Annotated in this window: 24 protein-coding genes; 13 read left to right on the top strand and 11 right to left on the bottom strand. The window is 60.8% G+C overall.

Going from position 1 to position 19,981, the window contains the following annotated elements; all coding sequences use genetic code 11:
* Positions 1-30: 30 nt before the first annotated feature.
* Positions 31-714, top strand: coding sequence for a fumarylacetoacetate hydrolase family protein (locus tag B7X49_RS08830; RefSeq protein ID WP_286702252.1), 684 nt, complete (start codon positions 31-33; stop codon positions 712-714).
* Complete coding sequence (locus B7X49_RS08825; protein WP_286702253.1) at positions 711-1,517, top strand: exodeoxyribonuclease III; 807 nt, start codon at positions 711-713, stop codon at positions 1,515-1,517. Before B7X49_RS08830 ends, B7X49_RS08825 begins: the two co-directional genes overlap by 4 nt.
* Here B7X49_RS08825 and B7X49_RS08820 read toward each other — a convergent pair.
* The 5 genes from B7X49_RS08820 to def form a co-directional block, all read right to left on the bottom strand.
* Positions 1,479-2,132, bottom strand: a complete 654-nt coding sequence (locus B7X49_RS08820) for a hypothetical protein (protein WP_286702254.1) — start codon at positions 2,130-2,132, stop codon at positions 1,479-1,481. The two genes, B7X49_RS08825 and B7X49_RS08820, sit on opposite strands and share 39 nt — an antisense overlap.
* 19 nt (positions 2,133-2,151) lie before the next feature.
* Positions 2,152-2,691, bottom strand: coding sequence for a translation initiation factor IF-3 (gene infC / locus B7X49_RS08815; RefSeq protein WP_029311833.1), 540 nt, complete (start codon positions 2,689-2,691; stop codon positions 2,152-2,154).
* A gap of 93 nt (positions 2,692-2,784) precedes the next feature.
* Positions 2,785-3,555, bottom strand: a complete 771-nt coding sequence (truA, locus tag B7X49_RS08810) for a tRNA pseudouridine(38-40) synthase TruA (protein ID WP_286702255.1) — start codon at positions 3,553-3,555, stop codon at positions 2,785-2,787.
* Entirely contained in the window at positions 3,552-4,454 is a 903-nt protein-coding gene (fmt, locus tag B7X49_RS08805) for a methionyl-tRNA formyltransferase (protein ID WP_286702256.1), read from the bottom strand. Before fmt ends, truA begins: the two co-directional genes overlap by 4 nt.
* Positions 4,454-5,014 carry a peptide deformylase gene (gene def / locus B7X49_RS08800; protein WP_286702257.1) on the bottom strand — a complete coding sequence of 187 codons (561 nt, stop codon included), beginning with the start codon at positions 5,012-5,014 and terminating at the stop codon, positions 4,454-4,456. The genes fmt and def overlap by 1 nt, the downstream gene beginning before the upstream one ends.
* A gap of 126 nt (positions 5,015-5,140) precedes the next feature.
* Here def and B7X49_RS08795 point away from each other — a divergent pair, with 126 nt between their 5' ends.
* On the top strand, positions 5,141-5,641 hold the full coding sequence (locus tag B7X49_RS08795) for an Hsp20 family protein (protein ID WP_029311837.1): 501 nt from the start codon (positions 5,141-5,143) through the stop codon (positions 5,639-5,641).
* 5 nt (positions 5,642-5,646) lie between these two features.
* Positions 5,647-5,904, top strand: coding sequence for a DUF1150 family protein (locus B7X49_RS08790; RefSeq protein WP_265637527.1), 258 nt, complete (start codon positions 5,647-5,649; stop codon positions 5,902-5,904).
* Between the two features lie 19 nt (positions 5,905-5,923).
* Here B7X49_RS08790 and msrA read toward each other — a convergent pair whose 3' ends face one another.
* From msrA to B7X49_RS08760, 6 genes are all read right to left on the bottom strand, one after another.
* Positions 5,924-6,595 carry a peptide-methionine (S)-S-oxide reductase MsrA gene (gene msrA / locus B7X49_RS08785; RefSeq protein WP_286839024.1) on the bottom strand — a complete coding sequence of 224 codons (672 nt, stop codon included), beginning with the start codon at positions 6,593-6,595 and terminating at the stop codon, positions 5,924-5,926.
* A 26-nt stretch (positions 6,596-6,621) separates the two neighbouring features.
* Positions 6,622-8,091, bottom strand: a complete 1,470-nt coding sequence (gene purF / locus B7X49_RS08780; RefSeq protein WP_286702421.1) for an amidophosphoribosyltransferase — start codon at positions 8,089-8,091, stop codon at positions 6,622-6,624.
* A gap of 93 nt (positions 8,092-8,184) precedes the next feature.
* Positions 8,185-8,742 (bottom strand): CvpA family protein, encoded by a 558-nt coding sequence (locus B7X49_RS08775; RefSeq protein WP_286702259.1) that lies wholly within the window; start codon positions 8,740-8,742, stop codon positions 8,185-8,187.
* Positions 8,739-10,142: a DNA repair protein RadA gene (gene radA / locus B7X49_RS08770; RefSeq protein ID WP_286702260.1), complete on the bottom strand. Its 1,404-nt coding sequence runs from the start codon at positions 10,140-10,142 to the stop codon at positions 8,739-8,741. The genes B7X49_RS08775 and radA overlap by 4 nt, the downstream gene beginning before the upstream one ends.
* A gap of 49 nt (positions 10,143-10,191) precedes the next feature.
* Complete coding sequence (locus tag B7X49_RS08765; RefSeq protein ID WP_286702261.1) at positions 10,192-11,208, bottom strand: hypothetical protein; 1,017 nt, start codon at positions 11,206-11,208, stop codon at positions 10,192-10,194.
* A 66-nt stretch (positions 11,209-11,274) separates the two neighbouring features.
* Complete coding sequence (locus B7X49_RS08760) at positions 11,275-11,790, bottom strand: adenine phosphoribosyltransferase (RefSeq protein ID WP_029311844.1); 516 nt, start codon at positions 11,788-11,790, stop codon at positions 11,275-11,277.
* A gap of 237 nt (positions 11,791-12,027) precedes the next feature.
* On the opposite strand from B7X49_RS08760, the gene B7X49_RS08755 reads away from it, so the two are divergent.
* The 9 genes from B7X49_RS08755 (at position 12,028) to purS (ending at position 19,941) form a co-directional block, all read left to right on the top strand.
* Complete coding sequence (locus B7X49_RS08755) at positions 12,028-12,669, top strand: DsbA family protein (protein WP_286702262.1); 642 nt, start codon at positions 12,028-12,030, stop codon at positions 12,667-12,669.
* 7 nt (positions 12,670-12,676) lie between these two features.
* Entirely contained in the window at positions 12,677-16,174 is a 3,498-nt protein-coding gene (gene smc / locus B7X49_RS08750) for a chromosome segregation protein SMC (protein WP_286702263.1), read from the top strand.
* Between the two features lie 122 nt (positions 16,175-16,296).
* Positions 16,297-16,614 carry an AtpZ/AtpI family protein gene (locus B7X49_RS08745; RefSeq protein WP_029311847.1) on the top strand — a complete coding sequence of 106 codons (318 nt, stop codon included), beginning with the start codon at positions 16,297-16,299 and terminating at the stop codon, positions 16,612-16,614.
* Positions 16,615-16,626: 12 nt separating this feature from the next.
* Positions 16,627-17,382, top strand: coding sequence for a F0F1 ATP synthase subunit A (locus B7X49_RS08740; protein ID WP_029311848.1), 756 nt, complete (start codon positions 16,627-16,629; stop codon positions 17,380-17,382).
* Between the two features lie 90 nt (positions 17,383-17,472).
* Positions 17,473-17,709, top strand: a complete 237-nt coding sequence (locus B7X49_RS08735) for an ATP synthase subunit C family protein (RefSeq protein WP_029311849.1) — start codon at positions 17,473-17,475, stop codon at positions 17,707-17,709.
* A gap of 26 nt (positions 17,710-17,735) precedes the next feature.
* Positions 17,736-18,299: a F0F1 ATP synthase subunit B gene (locus tag B7X49_RS08730; RefSeq protein WP_286702264.1), complete on the top strand. Its 564-nt coding sequence runs from the start codon at positions 17,736-17,738 to the stop codon at positions 18,297-18,299.
* A 13-nt stretch (positions 18,300-18,312) separates the two neighbouring features.
* Positions 18,313-18,834 carry a F0F1 ATP synthase subunit B gene (locus B7X49_RS08725; protein ID WP_286702265.1) on the top strand — a complete coding sequence of 174 codons (522 nt, stop codon included), beginning with the start codon at positions 18,313-18,315 and terminating at the stop codon, positions 18,832-18,834.
* A 106-nt stretch (positions 18,835-18,940) separates the two neighbouring features.
* On the top strand, positions 18,941-19,705 hold the full coding sequence (gene purC / locus B7X49_RS08720) for a phosphoribosylaminoimidazolesuccinocarboxamide synthase (RefSeq protein ID WP_029311852.1): 765 nt from the start codon (positions 18,941-18,943) through the stop codon (positions 19,703-19,705).
* Positions 19,702-19,941 (top strand): phosphoribosylformylglycinamidine synthase subunit PurS, encoded by a 240-nt coding sequence (gene purS / locus B7X49_RS08715; RefSeq protein WP_029311853.1) that lies wholly within the window; start codon positions 19,702-19,704, stop codon positions 19,939-19,941. The genes purC and purS overlap by 4 nt, the downstream gene beginning before the upstream one ends.
* The last annotated feature ends 40 nt before the right edge of the window (positions 19,942-19,981 follow it).

The following is a 19,981-nucleotide window of genomic DNA, read 5'->3' as shown; positions in this document are numbered from 1 at the left end:
GCGCCAGAACAATATTTCGGAGGATTTCTTATGTCGGACTGGGTTATCGATCCAATCGCATCGCCGAGCGTCCCTGTCACCGGCGGAGGGAAGTTTCCGGTGCGGCGGATTTTTTGTGTTGGCCGCAACTATGCTGCACACGCGCGTGAGATGGGCGCAGACCCCGATCGCGAGCCTCCGTTCTTTTTTACCAAGCCAGCCGATGCGGTTATTTCGTCGCATCAGGTGCCATTTCCGTCTGCAACACGCTCGCTGCATTTCGAAATGGAACTAGTGGTCGCAATCGGACGAGCAGGCAAGTTGGTCCCGGCCAGCCACGCGCTCGACCACGTCTACGGCTACGCCGCAGGGGTCGATCTGACCCGGCGCGACCTGCAGGACGAGGCTAAATCGCTAAGACGCCCTTGGGATATGAGCAAGGGCTTTGATGCATCGGCTCCAATCGGCCTGATCTCGCCCGCTGCGACGGCCGGACACCCGTCGCGTGGTCAGATCACGCTGTCGGTTGATGGCGTCACCAAACAAACCGGCGATCTCGCCGACATGATCTGGCCAGTGCCAGACATTATCGTCTTTTTATCCAATCTGGTTGCGCTGATGCCCGGCGATCTGATTTTTACCGGCACGCCGGACGGTGTCGGCGCTGTTGAGCGCGGCAGTCGTATTCATGGATCCGTCGAAGGTGTCGGCGCGGTATCGTTCAAACTGGTATGACCAAGACGCTGACCGTTGCAACCTGGAACATTAACTCGGTCCGTTTGCGGCAGGACCTGCTTACGACGCTGATGGCCGATGGCGCACCGGATATTTTGTGTCTCCAGGAAACCAAGGCACCGGATCCCCTGTTCCCTTCCGATCTGGGTAGCCGACTGGGACTACCCCACGTCCTGACGCGCGGGATGAAAGGGTATAACGGCGTCGCCATTCTATCGCGGCTCGAACTGCAACTCATCGAGGCAATGCCAGATTGGTGTGGCAAATCCGATTGCCGCCACATAGCCGCCAATGCACTCACCGGCGATCATCCGATAACGGTCCACAATTTCTACATACCCGCCGGCGGTGACATCCCCGACCGGGAGGCAAATCCAAAATACGGGCACAAACTCGATTTCATCGCAGAGGCGAAAGCACATTTCGCGTCCAACCCACCTATGCGGACCGTTCTTGTGGGCGATCTCAATATCGCACCGCTTGAGAATGACGTGTGGAACCACAGACAACTTCTTGGCGTCGTCAGCCACACACCCGCGGAAACCTCCGGCCTCGACCAATGGCGTGAGCAGGGTTTCATCGACGCAATCCGCTACTTCGTGCCACACGACCAGAAACTTTACACATGGTGGTCGTACCGCAACCGCGACTGGCGCGCTTCGAACCGAGGTCGGAGACTTGATCACATCTGGGTGTCGCGCGATCTCGAGACATGCTTGTCCCGCCACCGCATTCTGAGTGACGCACGCGACTGGCCGCGCGGCTCAGATCACGTCCCCGTCGTCCTCACGCTGGCAATATAGAGCAGCTTGCCGTGACAAGGTACGCCTGGCTGCCGACGCATCGCGGGCCAATCGGATCAGGTCCACGATTTGTCCTGGACGACGCATAACGCTGGCGATCACGCGGGAGATCACAATCCGCCCTCGATCGTCCAATGCCACAAGGCTGGCCGGCGGCAACGCCCGATCAGCAGGATCGGCGATTGCACGCATCGCAGCAAAAGGTATCTCGCGAAGTGCGGCGACTCGCGCCACACCGACTGACTCAAGGTCAACCGCAGCCGCGGCGGTCGTTTCGTATAGTGCGGCTTTCTCAGCGCTTGTTTTGGCAACGGCATCCGCGCCGGTCAGTCGCTCGACCGTCGCTCCGCCCATATGGCGTACGAGTTCCGGGTCGCAGCGATAGCGTGTCTGTCCCGATACGATCCAGTTCGGAATCAGAAGTGAGCCCGGTCGCAAGCCAGGATCAAGCCCGCCTGCCAGTCCGAAACTGACAAGAATCGTCGCCCCGCGCGCGATAGCCCGTAGGGCCGCCTGCTGAACACCCCCGGGTGTGCCGCCGCCGGCTTCGACCAACACATTAAACCTGGCAAGCAACCGCGCCTCGGCGCTTAGCCCGGTGACAAAGCCGATCAAACGACGAAACCCAGTCGCTTCACTTCGGACTGAGAACCATCACCATCTGGCGATTCTCCATCTTCGGCATCTGCTCAACCTTGGTTTCGGTTTCCATGTCGATCTTGATCCGCTCCAGAACCTTCACGCCAAGCTCCTGATGGGCCATCTCGCGACCACGGAATCGCAATGTCACCTTGACCTTGTCGCCCTCGCCGATGAAGCTCTTCATCGCCCGCAGCTTTACCTGATAGTCATTTTCATCGATGTTCGGGCGGACCTTGATCTCCTTGATCTCGATGACTTTCTGCTTCTTGCGCGCCTCGTTCTTCTTTTTTTGCTGCTCGTATTTGAACTTGCCATAATCGAGCAATTTGCAAACCGGTGGATCGGCGTTCGGGCTGATCTCAACCAGATCGAGCCCTACTTCCGTGGCGCGACGCTGGGCTTCCCGGGTTGTCAAAACACCCATCATTTCGCCGTCCTGGTCGATCAATCGAACCTGGGGCACACGGATATCTTCATTGACGCGCGGCCCTTCGCGGCTTGGCGGGGTCGGCGGAGCAGGTAGTCTGGCTATGTCGGTCTCCTGTCGTGGTGACGAAATAAATTTGTCTTATGATGCCTCTAGACGATATCGGTCGATTGAAGCAACAGAACAAGGCACGCATCGTCATTGCTGGTCGGCAAATGGATCCTCCGGATACCGGACATGCATCAATGTCAGCCCCCCCGCGGGCGCCGTCGGGCCTGCTGCGGCGCGGTTTCGCGCTAACAGCACGTCGCTCACCCGGGCTGCCGACCAGTGCCCGGTTCCGACTAACTTCAAAGTGCCCACAAAATTCCGAACCTGGTGATGCAAGAAACTGCGAGCGGCCACATCTATAACGACCCTGTCTTCAAAACGGCTGATGTTCAGGCGATCGACGGTTCGTACCGGAGAAGCCGCCTGGCACGCCAACGCACGAAAACTGGTAAAATCATGCCGCCCGACAAGGACATCCGCAGCCTGTTGCATCGCGACGATATCAAGCGGATCTCGTACATGCCAGACAAACCCGGCGACCAGCGCCGGTCGCGCGGGCCGGTTCAAAATTACGTAGCGGTAGGACCGCTCGATCGCCGAGAAACGTGGACTCCACGCCGGATCGCCGACCACGCTGGCGGCGAGGACCACGACCGCGTGGGGTTGCATATGAAAATTCAGCCCATTGCGCACCGTATGGACGTTAAACCGATCAGGCAGATCGACCAGGACAACCTGACCCGCCGCGTGCACGCCGGAATCGGTTCGGCCCGCCGCGACGCTCGGTGCCACAGGGCCACCGCTCAAACGAGCCGCCGCCTGCTCCACGATTTGTTGTACCGAGACGCCGTTTACCTGTCGCTGCCATCCAACGAACGCACGGCCGTCATACTCGAGTTTAAGGGCGAACAGTGTCACCCTAATCTCGTCCCGATCGGAACATCGTGGCCGCGCAGAAAGGCCGCCCCGTCCATTGTGGCACCGCCAGCCCGTTTGATGCGCGTCAACCGCAGGGCCCGATCGCCACAGGCGATGGTGAAATTATCATCCAGAACGACTCCGGGTTCGCCGACAACATCAACAACCTCCGCCGCGACAATTTTCAACACCGCGCCACCGAGGGTCGTTTCCGTGCCTGGCCAAGGCGTGAACGCCCTGATCCGGCGTTCAATTTCGCCGGCAGGTCGCCTCCAGTCGATCACCGAATCGACCTTCGAAAGCTTAGGCGCATAAGTGCCGCCTTCAGGTTGCGCGGTGCGCGGCCACTCTCCGGACAGGGCCTGCAGGATCATTCGCCCGCCAATCACCGACAATCTATCATGCAGAGTTGACGAAGTATCATCCGGGCCGATCGGGGTACGCTCGGCAAATAGGACGGGACCGGTGTCCAATCCGGCATCCATCTGCATGATCGTGATGCCGGTCTCGCTATCGCCTGCCAGAATCGCAGCCTGGATCGGCGCCGCGCCGCGCCATCGCGGCAACAGGCTGGCGTGAATGTTCAGGCATCCACGTCGCGGCGCATCCAGAAGTGCGGCCGGAAGAATCAGCCCGTACGCAACGACCACGCCGTAATCGAGGCCCAGCGATCGCAAATGATCTTCGTCTTCGGTGTTGCCGCGCAGTCGCTGCGGCGTACGAACCGGAAGTCCCAACTCATCAGCGACCTGATGAACCGGGCATCGCGTCACCCGTTGGCCGCGGCCTGCCGGCTTGGGGCGCTGGCAGTAAACGGCTGCGACCTCGTGCCCGGCAGAACACAAAGCCCGCAGGGCGGGCACTGCGAACGCCGGCGACCCCATGAAGACCAGTCGCATCAGCGGACCGGCTTTACCGCGCTGAGCTTGTCACGTTGCTCCTTCGCGAGTTTGCGCAGCAGGATGTTACGCTTCAGTGCCGACAGATGATCAACGAACAGAATGCCATCCAGATGGTCGATTTCGTGCTGAATGCAGGCGGCAAGCAATCCATCCGCCTCGACGCTCTCCCGCTTTCCGGTCACGCTCTCGAACGCCACGACAATTTCGGCCGGTCGCGTCACATCGGCATACTGGCCTGGCAGTGATAAACATCCCTCTTCGCGCGAAACCAATTGATGGCTGACTCGCGTGATCTCGGGATTGATCATAACGATCGGCGCAGGTGCGCCGTCCGGGGCCAAATCGATCACGACGAGTCTGAGCAAAACCCCAATCTGCGGCGCAGCAAGCCCAATACCAGGGGCTTTATACATGACCGACAGCATGGTGTCCGCCAAGCGCGCCGCACTGGCACGCTCCTCGGCTCCGATACGCCGCGCCTTCATCCGCAACCGCTTATCCGGCACGATCAATATCTCTGGCAGTGCCTCTAGCGGCAGATCGATCGCATCACTCATGCGCGCGATTTACGCCTGCCCCGCGCTGCGATCAATCGCCGCTTGCAAAATCTGCCAAATATGCCCAATTCTGAGAAGCTGGAGTGCCTGTTGGGCTCCGATTGTCTCGCTCGAAAGGAGGAGGCCATGACGACCAGAGTGTTTACTTCGCCCTTGTTTCTCGGTTTCGATCACCTGGAACAGATTATTGAACGCGCCGCCAAAACGTCATCCGAGGGATATCCGCCCTACAACATCGAGCAACTCAGCACGACGAGTTTGCGCATAACGATCGCCGTTGCTGGATTTATCATGGACGACCTGCAGATAACGCAGGAAGATAACCAATTGGTCATACGTGGCCGCCAGAATGACGAGACACAGGGCCGGATATTCCTGCATCGCGGCATAGCCGCGCGACAGTTTCAAAGGGCCTTCGTTCTGGCCGAGGGCATCGAGGTGAAGGGGGCGTGGCTTGATAACGGATTATTGCATATCGATCTCGTCCGACCGTTGCCCGAGGCAAAGATCAAAACGATCGCGATCAAAAAAGGTGCTTCCAGCCCGTCTGGGATCAACCCGGCTCGGTCTCTGGATAGCGATGCCGTGACGACACGAATTTACGAACGCGACCGTGAACAGGAGTAACAACCATGAACGTCAAAACCCATGATGGTTCGACCGATGCTTTCCCGCTTCGCGCCTTTTTCGATCCGCACCATATGACCGAAGCCCAACTCGCCGAACTTGGCCTTGAGCAGATTGCCTACGTACGACCGATCATGACGCCGAACGGGCCGGCGTTCGGCGTTTTCTCCGCCAACGGTACGCCGATGGCGATCGCGACCGACGGAAATCTGGCACGTGCAGCGATCGTCCAAAACGAAATGGCGCCAGTTTCGGTCCATTAAGTACCGAAAACGCCGTCCGCTATGCTACCATTGCGGACGGCGCATTATTCAATCGGCCGTTGCGAGCCCGATCGGACATGAAGTTTGGATTCTTCGCCAGATACTGCTGGTGATAGGCCTCGGCAAAAAAATACGGGGGCGCCGGAATAATTTCGGTGGTGATTGCGCCAAATCCGGCGTCAATCAATCGGCTCTGATACGCATCGGAAGACTGTTTCGCGGCATGAAGCTGGCTGTCGTTGAACGTATAAATCACAGACCTATATTGCGTGCCAACATCCGCGCCCTGGCGCATACCCTGTGTGGGATCGTGATTTTCCCAAAATATCTTTAACAGACTCTCATAGCTGATAATCGCAGGATCGAACACCGCCAAAACTACCTCGGCATGACCGGTGCGCCCCGAGCATACCTCCTCATAAGTCGGATTCGGTGTGAAGCCGCCGGCATAACCCACCGAAGTCACCAAAACCCCATTCGTCTGCCAAAACTTGCGCTCAGCACCCCAGAAACATCCCAGCCCGAAGAGCGCCATTTCCGAATTCGGTGGATAGGGTTCCTGCATCCGCGCGCCACTGACGTAATGAAACTCAGGCACCGGAGTCATAGCCGCGCGGCCGGGCAATGCCTCGGACGCGGTCGGCATCGTCGATTTTGATTTGCTGAACATCATCTGGATATAGCGCAGCATTTAGAGGTTTCGAGGCCTATGCACCGCTATGCTAGTTCCGCAAGCAACGACAGCTGGGCCTGGCGAGGCTCCGCATGATCGGTCAGCGCGATCGGATAATCGCCGCTGAAGCACGCATCACAGAACGCGGGGGCTGCCGCGTCGCGCCCTGGCTGACCCAGCGCGCGATACAATCCGTCCATCGAGATGAATGCGAGACTATCGACTCCAATCAGCTGGGCCATCTCGGCCACGCTGTTCCTCGCCGCCAGCAATTTACCGCGCTCGGGCGTGTCGATGCCATAGAAACACGAATGAGTGGTCGGCGGCGACGATATCCGCATATGCACTTCACGCGCCCCCGCCCCGCGCACCATCTCGACGATCTTCTGCGATGTCGTGCCGCGCACGATCGAATCATCGACCAGCACGACGCGCCGACCTTCCAGAATTGCGCGATTCGCCGAGTGCTTCAGCCGCACGCCCAGGTGTCGGATCTGATCGGTCGGCTCGATGAAGGTACGCCCGACATAGTGGTTGCGAATAATCCCCAGTTCGAACGGAACACCACTTTGTTCGGCAAACCCCATAGCGGCCGGAACGCCGGAGTCGGGTACCGGCACGATCAGATCGGCCTCGATCGGCGATTCCCGGGCGAGTTCCTGCCCGATCCGCTTCCGTGCGGCGTAGACCGAATGGCCCTCGAGAATCGAATCCGGCCGAGCAAAATAAATATACTCAAACACGCAGAACCGCGGCTTCTGCGGCGAAAACGGCTTGAGACTGCGCACGCCGCTGCGGTCGATCGCGACGATCTCACCGGGCTCGATGTCGCGCACGAATTCGGCACCCACCATTTCAAGCGCGCAACTCTCAGATGCCAGCACCCAGCCGGGACTGATCCCGTCCGCACCGTTTGTCTGGCCCAAAATCAGCGGGCGTACACCGAGCGGATCGCGAACGCCGATCAGCATGTCATTGGTCAGGGCAACCAGCGAATACGCACCGGTTACTTGCTTGAGTGCATCGATCAACCGGTCCAGAACGGTCGCGTACAGGCTGATCGCGATCAGATGAACGAATACCTCAGAATCCGTCGTCGACTGGAACAGGCAACCGCGCTTGACCAGCGCCCGCTTAAGGGTGTGGGCATTCGTCAGATTACCGTTATGGCCGACGGCAAATCCGCCGAATTCAAATTCAGCGAATAGCGGTTGAACGTTACGCAAAAGTGTCGCGCCGGTGGTCGCATAACGGTTATGGCCGACGGCTCGGGTGCCAGGCAAACCAGCCATGACCTTCGTATCGCCATAATTATCGCCGACCAGCCCGATACCCTTATGCGCATGGAACCGAACGCCATCATGGGTGACAATGCCTGTCGCCTCTTGGCCGCGATGCTGCAGGGCATGCAAGCCGAGCGCGGTTATCGCTGCCGCATCAGTGACATTCCAGGTCCCGATGACCCCGCATTCCTCGTGGAATTTGTCATCATCGATCGCGGTCGTCGTGTTCATCGACTGCGTCACGCCGGTGCATCCTTTACGACTTGAGCCTGTCATCTAATCCGCCCGCATTGGCATGTCGAGCATCGTTTCACATGGCTGAACCTACTGGCCGGTTTCTTTAGCCGTAGGCGTAGGAGGCTGCGCGGGAGGTGCAGGCGCACCCGGCACACGATCGATATGGGGTTGATAGGCAGCCGGCAACAAGCCCACCAAAACCTGCGACCCGCTTTCGGCATAAGGCAACAACCGGGCATTGCTGATACCGGCAGGCCATTCGGATGGCTGAAGAAAAATCGAGAGGCCGATATAGAGCAGGCAAACAATGACCACGCCCCGCGCAAGCCCAAACGCCAGCCCCAATGTGCGATCGATCCCCGAAAGCACTGAATCCCGCACCATCGACCCCAGCCACGTGCTGATAATGGACAGAATGATAAGCACGATAATGAAGATCAACCCGATCGACAGCGGGAGGATCAGCTTTGGCTGGTGCACATAGCCTGCCAACAGGGTCTCGACATCGGGATAATACTCGAACGCGGCCAGGCCGGCGCCGATCCACGCACCGACACCGAGCATCTCGCGGACCAGGCCGCGAGCCAGCGCCAGCAACCCCGATAGCACGATGATCACGAGCGCAATTCCATCGACCCATGTCATATCTCGTCTCCCGAACGCGATGCCCGTCCTGCAGTGGCGGCCACCAGATCGCTCAAATGGCCGTATTCAGCCAATACAATGCCATCCGGCGTAGCAAGCCGGCGATTACCGCCGGCAACGCGTCGCGGCAGCGTTGCGCGGCTAAAGCCCAGCTTTGCGGCCTCCTTAAGGCGCAGATCCGCCTGTGCGACCTGACGCAACTCGCCCGACAGGCCGATCTCGCCAAAAAATACCGTCTCGGGATCAGTCGGCACGCCGGTTGCTGCGGAGACCAACGCCGCGGCCACCGCAAGATCGGCGGCGGGCTCGGAAACGCGAAGCCCACCCGCCACGTTCAGATAAACGTCATGACCTGCCAGCTTTACGCCGCACCGCGAATCGAGCACGGCCAGCAGCATCGACAATCGTCCCGAATCCCATCCGATTACCGACCGTCGTGCCGACCCACCGGCATTCGAGGCGAGCAACGCCTGCACCTCCATCAGCACCGGTCGCGATCCCTCGAGCCCGGCAAACACGGCACTTCCTGCTACATGGCCATGCCGCTCTGCTAGAAACAGGGCGGATGGATTGGCAACCTCCGCCAAGCCCCGCCCGGTCATTTCGAACACACCGATCTCGTCGGTCGCGCCATAACGGTTCTTGGCGCCGCGCAGGATGCGGAACTGATGCCCGCGGTCGCCTTCGAAATGCAGGACGACATCGACCATATGCTCCATCACCCGCGGCCCCGCGAGAGCGCCTTCCTTTGTCACATGACCGACCAACATCAAGGTAAACCCCTGTGTTTTCGCAGCCCTGATCAGCGCGAACGCGTTTGATCGCACTTGCGCCACAGTACCGGGCGCCGATTCGATCGTCTCATCCCAGATCGTCTGGATACTATCGATCACGACCAGGCTCGCGTGCTTTTCGGACTCCAAGGCGCCGAGAATATCGGCCAGCACGGTGGCCGAGGCGAGACTGACCGGCGCATCCCGCAGCCCGAGCCGGTCGGCCCGCAACCTAATCTGCGCGACCGACTCCTCACCCGAAATGTATAGGACGCGCTTGCCCGCATTCGCCAGACGGGCCGCCGCCTGCAACAGGAGCGTCGACTTGCCGATGCCTGGATCGCCGCCCACCAGGATTGCGGAGGCCTGCACCATGCCGCCGCCGAGCACTCGATCGAACTCGGAAATACCGACCGGAATCCGCTCGGGCAGCGGTGTCTCACCGGCGAGACCGACAAACTCCACGCCACGGCCCGCCCCCCGGCCGGCTTTGCGGGCGCCGGCACCGGGGCTGGGCGCCTCGGCCTCCAGCGTGTTCCAGGCACCACACGCTTCACAGCGGCCGGTCCATTTGGGTGCTGCTGCCCCACACTCTGTGCAGACGAAGCGTGTTGCCAATCGCGCCATTCAGCAGCAAGCCCGATCGATCGATTTCATGTGGCGGTCCAGTGCAGGGTCAGGATGGATGCCATCCGAAGTGCTGAAACAAGAACTGACGCAAAGCGAGCAAACCATCCGCCGCCACATCGAACGGTGCCGCCGCAGCGGCTGCGCCCGTCACGGTCAGGCTGATGGCGCTTGCCGCCGCGGCCGCCTGCATCGCCTGCATGTCGCCAGCGCTTTCGGCCGCCTGGCGCCACGCTGCCACGGTCGTCGGTGTCGTCAAATGCGGTAGAACTGCCATGAAGTCGATCCGGCTTGCCGCAGCGACCGCGCGATAGGCGTGCTCCAATGACTGCGGTAGCGGAACGACTCCCCGCTTGTCGGCGATCGCGTGAATCGTGGGCAGATCGCTCATCAACGGATCAGCCATGACGCGGTCACGCTCATCGACTACGCCCAAGGTGCCGATCGCGACACCGCCATAAGCCGACAACGAGGCGGCATCCGCCGGGACGTCTTCCCCGGTCAGCAGAACAGCATCTGCTTCGCCACCGGCAAACGCGCGAGCGATCGCCGTGGCCCCGCGCAGGCCGAAAATCGGTGCAGTCGAGACGCCAAGGCGCTGGAACGCCAGCAACGCCGCCAGATCGGGGCTTTCCGGAGACGCCGCAGCAAGCCGGATCGGTGCAGCATCGGCAAGGCGTGGCAACCCTCCCCGGACGACCAAAACGGCGGCAGTGACACCTGCCATGACCGGAATCCAGTCGCCAGGCTGAAAATGCACGCGGGGGTCGCCGGTCAGGAAGGCAATGATCGCCTCGTTCGGCAAAACCGCCGCCGTCCGACCATCTGGCACAACCATTGTCTGCAGCCGGTTCGCACCGGTGACGCCATCCTCACCCCCGACCCGCTGGAGTTGAATGGCGCGATGTGGAGATAAAGCTCCGCGGATTCCCTGAGCGAATGCGCGCGACCAACGATCGATCTTTCCGCCGTGCGGCCCGCACACCAGTATCGCGTAGTCGGGCATTGTCCGATCGACCTGATCCGCGATCACCATCGGTGGTGCGGCGATTCCGTCCCTCAGCATGAGGCCTGCAATCCCGAGGCCACCCAGGACTACGCGCCGCCGCATCATGGCGCGCACGATCGAAGCTTACTGGTCGTAGCGGACAAGCGCTTCAAACGGCACATCGAGACGATCCCGTCCATGCAGAAAGCCGAGTTCGATCAGGGCGATTGCCGCCGGGACCTCTGCTTTCACGTTTTTGAGCAGAGCGATGCCAGCCGCCATGGTGCCTCCGGTCGCCAAAAGGTCGTCGACCACGACAACCCGTTGGCCGGGCGTGACCGCATCGGATTGGATTTCGATCCGGTCGGAGCCATATTCCAGATCATAGTTCAGGCCAACCGTATCGCCGGGCAATTTGCCCCGTTTACGCAGCATGACGAACCCGCAGCCGAGCTTCAGTGCCAACGGGGCTGCGAGCAAAAAACCACGGCTTTCTACGCCGGCCAGAACATCAGGCCGGTAGGCACCGACGATACGGGCCAACCTTCCCATCGCAACCTGCCAGGCGTCGGCATTCCGCAACAGCGTTGAAATATCGTAGAACAAAATGCCGGGTTTCGGGAAATCCGGCACACCGCGAATGTGGTCTTTCAGGTCCATGCCGCCCGTATAGCGGAGGCTGCGCGGCTGGCAAATCGCAAGCGCTGGACAACCAACGTGTGCCCAGTGGCGTGACGCCTCCCGCAACCGTGATCAAATCGACCCGGTTGATCTCGTCAGTTTGCGATCCGTTCGATATGTAGGACACGCTTGGCGGGGCTGGCCGAATCGCCCAAAGACTTTTTCTCGACCTGACAGCGCGTTTTGCGATACACTAAATCTGGGGATATAATACTCATGGACCGTCGTAGCCTACTACATTTTGTTGGTGGTCTCAGCATATCGGCAGGGCTCGGCCTTTTAGACACGGGGCGTGCCGCAGCATCCGAGGCGCTGCCGGCCTCATCGTCGCCGTTCGGCGTTCGAAGCCTCGGCAAACCCGGCGCATCCGTGACCGTTCACGAGTATTTTTCGATGAACTGCCCACATTGTGCCTATTTCGGGACCCGCGTGCTGCCCGACGTTGTCACCAACTTCATCAAGACCGGAAAAATCTACTACATCTTCAAGGATTTCCCGCTGAACGAAGACGCGGTGATGGCCGCGCAGGTCGCTCGCACACTGCCTGCGCATGAATATTTCCCCTTCATCTCGGAATTATTCCGCACCCAGGATCAATGGGCATTTGATCCCAATCTGAAGACCAAGCAGGATTACGCAAATGCCCTGTTCCGGTTCGCCGCTCTTGCCGGTATGGACCGCAAATCCTTCGATGCGGCTCTCGCCGATAAAAAACTCGAGGCGTTCATTCTGAACGAGCTGAATGTCGGCGAAAAGCAGTACCATGTGAACGCGACCCCGACCTTCATCATTAATGGCCGTAAACGCGAGGGTGCTGTCGACTTCAAGCAGTTCTCGCGTTGGATCGACGAAGCGTAGGCCCGCGTTGCCCGCACGGTTTGCCCGCATCCGGATTGCCGGCTTCAAAAGCTTTGCCGATGCGACATCGATCGAAATCCTGCCCGGGCTGACCGGCATCGTCGGACCCAACGGATGCGGCAAATCCAACGTGGTAGACGCCCTGCGCTGGGCGATGGGTGAAGCCAGCGCCAAATCGATGCGGGGCGGCGAAATGGACGATGTCATTTTCGCCGGAACGCTGTCCCGCGCCGCACGGAGTGTGGCGGAAGTCGCCATTTCGCTCACGGAAACGGCAGGGCTGGCACCAGCGCCGTTTCAGGCCGATGCGGAACTCCAGATCACCCGCAAGATCGAACGCGGTTCGGGCAGTACCTACCGCGTGAACGGGCGCGAAACCCGCGCGCGCGATGTGGCAACCCTGTTTGCCGATCTTGCCTCCGGTGCCCGCAACTCGGCGATGATCAGCCAGGGCCGCGTCTCCGCATTGGTCAATGCGCGCCCTGATGAACGGCGCGCGATCCTCGAGGAAGCGGCCGGTATCACGGGTCTGCACTCCCGGCGTCACGAGGCCGAACTGAAACTACGGGCGGCTGAGCAGAACCTGACAAGGGCTGAAGATCTGCGGGCGCAGCAGGAAGCAAGGCTTGCTGATCTGCAAAAACAAGCGCGTCAGGCCAACCGCTATCGAAACCTGTCGGGTGCCATCCGCGATGCCGAGACCGAGTATCTGGCAACCGAGCACCATATCGCCGAATTCCGCCAGCGTGGTGCACAAGCCGCCCTGGCCGCCGCCCAAACCGCCGTTGTCGTCGCGCAACGTGAGCGTGACGACGCAACGCAAAGCGAGCGTGGTCAAACGGATGTCCTTCCAGCGCTGCGCGCCCGGGAGAGCGAGGCGCGCACCGCGCTCGAACGTGCGCGCATTCACCTCGAGCATATCGATTCCGAGATCAAGCGGATCAGGACGACCCGCACCGAAGCCGAGACAAGGCTGGCCGCGTTGATCCGGGATCATCAGCATGCCGAACGGGCCGCCACGGATTCGAATGACGCGAAACAGCGCCTGATCGAGGAGCGCAGCCGGCTGGAAGTCGAGCGTCTTGCAGCGCCTGAATGTCTAGAGGCGGCAAACACGGCGGCCGATCACGCGGCGGCGGCACTTCAGGAGGCTGAAGGTCGTGCCCAATCCGCCACGGAAGCCGCCGCCCATCTGGCAGCAGCACATCAAGCTATCACAGTGCGGCTAAAACTCGCGCGCGAACGGGCCACACAGGCGCGCAATCGGGCAGAACAAGCAGCGGTGGATCACCAACGTGCCGTGGCGGAGTTGATTCCGTCGGAGCGAACCGCCGCACTCGACGCAGCGCGTGATGCGGCTGTCGCCGCCTACCAGCAGGCCGAGGCGGCGCAACGCGAAGCACAGGCAGCCGTCCAAGCCGCCGAGCAGGCGCGCGGAGATGCCACAGGTGTCGCGGCAGCGCTCCGTACGGATTCACTGGCTGCCGATTCTGCTGTGGCGCGCATCAAGGTCGAAGTCGACGCACTCGGCGCCGTCCTCGCTCAAAAATTCGGTCGCGAAGCCGAGCCTCTGCTCGATCAGATTTCTGTGCCGATCGGGTTTGAAAATGCACTCGGCGCCGCCTTGCGCGACGATCTTGCGGCGAGCACGCAACCAACCGCCCCTCGGCACTGGCGGGCTCTGCGGCCGGTCGACGTCGCGCACTCGCTTCCGAGCCTGTCTGCCCATGTCGAGGCACCGGAGGCGCTGCGCCGCGCGCTCGATCATATCCTGCTTCTGCCCGAAGGGGCGGACGGCGATACGCTGCAACAATCCCTGCAACCCGGCGAAACTCTGGTATCGATCGAGGGTGGTGTGTGGCGCTGGGACGGCTATGTAACCCGCGCCGGCGCGCCGAGCGAAGCGGGACTCCGGCTCGCGCAACGGAACCGACTGAACCAACTCCGACACGACCTCAGCGCCGCGACGACCGAAGCGGCACGGCATAAGCGCGAACGCATCGAAGCCGAGCAGGCCGAGCACGCCGCTCGCCAAGCCGAGGAACTTGCCCGGACGGCCCGCAAAGCAGCCGATCATCACCTTGATCGAGCGCGCGGCGAAACCCGAACGACGACCGAAGCCGCCAGTAGGCTCGCGGCCGAAGCAGAGCGAAAGACGACGCGCGCCCTTGCCGCGGCGGACGTGGTCGCCCGCCTTCAAGCGGACCAGGTCGAGGCCGCCGCGACGCTTGCGACCGTCGAATCGGAGTTTGACGCCCTACCGGATGTGACAGCGCTCCGCGCTGACGTCGAGAATACCCGTGCCCGCGTGATCGAAGCACGCCGCGCGGAGACAGAGGCGCGTCATACGGTGCAGCGCCTGACCGGCGAAATGGAACAGCGCAACCGCCGCCTCGGCTCGATCGATCGTGAGATTGCCGACTGGACCGAGCGCGCTGCCGATGCCACATCCCGGATCACCGATCTTGCCGCACGCCTGCGCGAAGCCCATGCTGCGCTCGACTCGCTGCCGACCGACGGTAATTCCGCCGACGCGCGGGATTGTGCGCGATCAGCGCTCGCTGATGCGAAAGATCAACATCTCGCCGCCGCTGCCGCGCTGAAAGCCGGTGAACAGCAGTACGAGAGCCTAACCGCAACATTGCGCCAGGCCGAGCAGCGCCTATCGAGCGAGCGCGAGGCGCTGATCCTGGCGGAATCCAACGTGCGTGAAGCTAATTTCGCTTGGGGCACGATCGCCGAACGGATCCTGGAGCGCTTCGGCGTCGACCCTACGCTGCCACCCCTGACCGACCCGACGCCCGAATCGGCTGAACGCGCCCGCAAACGATTTGAACGACTCACCCGCGAACGTGACGAGATGGGCCCGGTCAATCTTCGCGCCGAAATCGAGGTCGCCGAAATCGAAGATCGCCTGGCCGCGATCGAGCGCGAACGCGATGAAATATCCGCCGCGATCGCGAAACTGCGCGGTTCGATCGGTCATCTCAACCGCGAGGGTCGCGAACGCCTCTCGACCGTATTCACCGAAATAGACCGCCATTTTCAGGCGCTGTTCACCCGCATGTTCGGCGGCGGACGCGCGCATCTGGCGCTCACCGGTTCGGACGACCCCCTGGAAGCCGGGCTGGAGATTTTTGCCGAACCTCCAGGCAAGAAACTGGCGACTTTGTCACTGCTGTCGGGCGGGGAGCAGGCGCTGACGGCCCTGTCGCTGATCTTTGCGGTGTTTCGGTGCAATCCGGCGCCCATTTCGGTCCTCGACGAAGTGGACGCCCCGCTCGACGACGCTAACGTCGATCGATTCTGTACCTTGCTCGAAGACATGGCACGCGAAACCGGCACGCGTTTCCTGGTTGTTACCCATCACCATCTGACCATGGCCCGGATGGACCGCCTCTACGGCGTCACCATGCAGGAGCGCGGCATTTCGCGGGTTCTGTCAGTCGATCTGGGCACAGCGACCGCGCTGGTCGACCAGTCGGTCCCGATCGCCGCGGAATGAGGTCAAGCCTCGATCAGCGTGATGGTGGGGCATGTATTTCACGATCGCGATATGTTGACTTGAGGCGCGCGCACCGGTAGCAACCCATCGCCGTCTTGAGGGGCGGGCGTAGGGGTGTTTCGATGGGTGACGATCAGGCTCAGGGACCACGCGATCGGGCCGATTTCGATCAGCGTCTTGCCGCAGCACGAAACCGCGCCGGGCTTGATAAGCCTGTGCCGGTCAATGAGCAGCAGGCAGAAGGTCCCAATCCGTTCAGCCTCGCGATGCGACTGGGTGCCGAAATGGTGGCTGCCCTGGTTGTTGCTGTCGCGATCGGTTACGGGTTAGACCGATTGTTTCACACGACACCGTGGTTCATGATCGGGTTTGTTCCCATCGGCGCGATTGCAGGCTTTCGCAACGTCGTTCGCGCGATGGGCACGAGCCAAAAAGACTAATCGGAGGAGACTATGGCGCAAGAATCGGCGATCAACGCACTGGGGCAGTTCCAGTTGACCACCGGTTTCGGCCCGGTTGGTCGGCTGGTCGAGTTCACCAATTCCAATGAAATGATGCTGCTCGCCGCGGCAATCATCACGGTGCTATTCGCAATCGCTTTGCGCCACCGCGCCATGGTGCCGGGACGGATGCAGGGGCTGGCGGAGATGAGCTACGAATTCGTGCATCAGATGGTCGATGACACCATCGGCCACGAAGGGCGCCGCTTCTTTCCTTTCGTGTTCACACTGTTCGCCTTCATTCTGGTTGGTAACCTTCTCGGGCTTTTCCCCTATTTCTTTGCCTTTACCAGCCATATCGCAGTGACCGGCGCCTTGGCAGTTTTTGTGTTCCTGCTCTCAACCGCGGTCGGTTTCTGGTATCACGGATTGGGCTTCTTCAAATTCTTTTCACCCCCCGGCGTTCCCGGCTGGCTGCTGCCCTTACTGATCCCGATCGAAATCGTGTCATTCCTGTCGCGCCCTATCTCACTCTCAGTCCGTCTGTTCGCCAACATCACCGCCGGACATGTCATGTGGGAGGTGTTTGCTGGCTTCATGATCATGCTGGTGACCGGGCTTGGCGCGGTTGGCGTGGTCGCGGCGATCATTCCACTCGGCCTCAATGTGGCACTGACCGCGCTCGAGTTTCTCGTGGCGTTTCTTCAGGCTTACGTGTTTGCCGTGCTCACCTGCCTTTACCTGCATGATGCCATTCATTTGCACTAAAATCTGCAGCTCATATCGACTTGTCTCGCCCAAACGGTCACATAGGCCGGAAACCGATCTCTATATCTATCGTTGAAAGGAAATTGTTTTATGGCCATTGATTCCATTGTCCTCGCCAGCCACCAGATCGGCGCGGGCCTAGCCACTATCGGTGTCGCCGGCGCCGGTGTCGGCATCGGCAATCTGTTCGGCTCGTTCGTGAGCGCGGTTGGCCGCAACCCCGCTGCGCGCGACAAGATGTTTCGCGACGTGCTCCTTGGGTTTGCGTTGACCGAAGCGGTCGCCCTCTATGCTCTGGTCATCGCGCTCATCATCCTGTTCACCTGAGCCCTTCGATCAAGGACCCAATCAGGATGCGCCGCGCTCCGATCCTTTCCCTGAGTATCGCCCTTGGCATGATGCCGGCAGTCGCCATGGCCGGCAGCAAATTGCCTCAGATGGATTTCGCCGATCCGCTGACCGGCGCTCAGGTCGTGTGGATGGCGATCATCATGATCGTTCTCTACTTTTTGATGTCCCGCTGGGCGCTGCCCCAGATCAGTGGGGTGATCGAAAAGCGGGTCAGCCATATCGCCGACGATCTGGAAACCGCGCGGCAGGCCAAGGCGAAGGCCGAGCACGCGGTCACTGAGCTGAACCTCGCGATCAGGAATGCCCGCGAGAACAGCCAGAGCGCAATCGCCGATGCGGTCAACGCCGCGAAGGAACGCGCAAGGGCGCAGTCGGCCGAGTTGAACGCCAAGCTCGATGCTCAGATCGGGCAAGCGGAATCTGACATCAAGGCGGCAAAGTCTCAGGCCGTTGCGGCGCTGGCGCCGGTTGCACGCGATGTTACGTCGAGCCTGCTGTTGCGCCTGACGGGTGAGGCGGTGGCGGCGGAACGGATCGATCGTACTCTCGCAACCGTTCTGGCATAAGGGGACCGCACTCATGCAGTACGAAGCCATGCACGGCTTGCTTTGGACCAAAGGCACCTTCTGGGTGACCGTGGCAGTTTTGATATTCCTCGGTTTTTTCGGGCGCAAGTTGATCAACGCCATCGTCTCGTTGCTCGATCGCCGGAGCCAGGCGATCCAGCAGGAGCTTGACGAAGCTGCCCGCCTTCGGGCGGAAGCTGAGAGAATGCTTAAGGACGCTGAAGCGCGGCGGGCAGCTGCCATCGCCCAGGCGGCCGATATGGTCGCGCTCGCCGGCCGCGAAGCTGAACGCCTTGCCGCCGAATTGCTCGCCGACGCCGAGGCATCGGCGCGTCGGCGCGAACAGATGGCCAAAGCGCGCATAGCGGCGGCCGAAACCGCGGCGATTGCCGAAGTGCGGAATGCCGCCGCAAATTTGGCCGTGAAGGTGACTGAGCGCATTCTGGCCGAAACAATCGATGGCGAGCACGATCAATCCCTGGTCGATCAGGCGATCAACGACCTGCCGGCGGCGTTGCGCAAACAAGCCGCCTGAAACTGATCGAGCTACCCGGCATGGCGTAAACCGGCTTCGGTTGATATAGCGAGGCGCCGGCGGCCGTTCCGATCCACTCTCCGCCGCCGCTACATGAGGTTACGCCATGGCTCGTCGCCGACAACTCTACGAAGGCAAAGCGAAAATCCTGTACGAGGGGCCGGAGCCCGGCACTCTTGTTCAATACTTCAAGGACGATGCCACGGCGTTCAACGCACAGAAAAAGGGAACCATCCCCGGCAAAGGCGTTCTGAACAACCGGATCAGCGAGTTCCTGATGCTGCGGTTGGCGGAGGTGGGAATTCCAACCCATTTCATCCGCCGCCTCACCATGCGCGAGCAACTGATCAGGGAAGTTGAAATCGTCCCGATCGAGGTGGTGGTTCGCAATATCGCCGCCGGCAGCATGAGCACCCGGCTCGGCATTGCCGAGGGAACCAGGCTGCCGCGCAGTATCATCGAATATTATTATAAGAACGACGCGCTGAACGATCCGATGGTAGCGGAAGAGCATATTACCGCCTTTGGGTGGGCGAGCCCGCAGGATATGGACGACATCGTCCACCTTACTCTTCGGATAAACGATTTCCTGACCGGCCTGTTTCTCGGTGTCGGCATTACGCTGGTGGATTTCAAAGTCGAATTCGGTCGGCTCTGGGAAAACGAAGACATGCGCATCGTGCTGGCGGATGAAATCAGTCCGGACAACTGCCGCTTATGGGATACCAAGACCAACGAAAAAATGGACAAGGACCGCTTCCGGCGCGATCTGGGGCGCGTTGAAGAGGCTTATCAGGAGGTTGCCAAGCGCCTTGGCATTCTACCGGAAGCCGGCATGCGCGATATGAAGGGCCCGGAGTTGATGCAATGAAGGCTGTTGTTACCGTTAAGCTCAAGCCCGGGGTGCTCGACCCGCAAGGCAAGGCGATCGGGCACGCGCTCGAAGGGCTTGGTTTTGATGGCATTGCCGATGTGCGCGTTGGCAAGGTGATTGAACTCGACCTGCACGAGACCGATCCCGCCGCTGCCCGCGAGGCCGCCGCCGCCATGGCACGCCGGTTGCTCGCCAACACGGTGATCGAGAGTTTCGACGTCACACTTGCCTGAACGCCGGATTGTCGGGTCCCGTGCGGGTCCCCATAATCAT

It is taken from the genome of Acidiphilium sp. 34-64-41 (assembly GCF_002282635.1).
Classification (GTDB): Bacteria; Pseudomonadota; Alphaproteobacteria; order Acetobacterales; family Acetobacteraceae; genus Acidiphilium; species Acidiphilium rubrum.
This window is presented reverse-complemented; position numbering and strand designations above follow the sequence as displayed.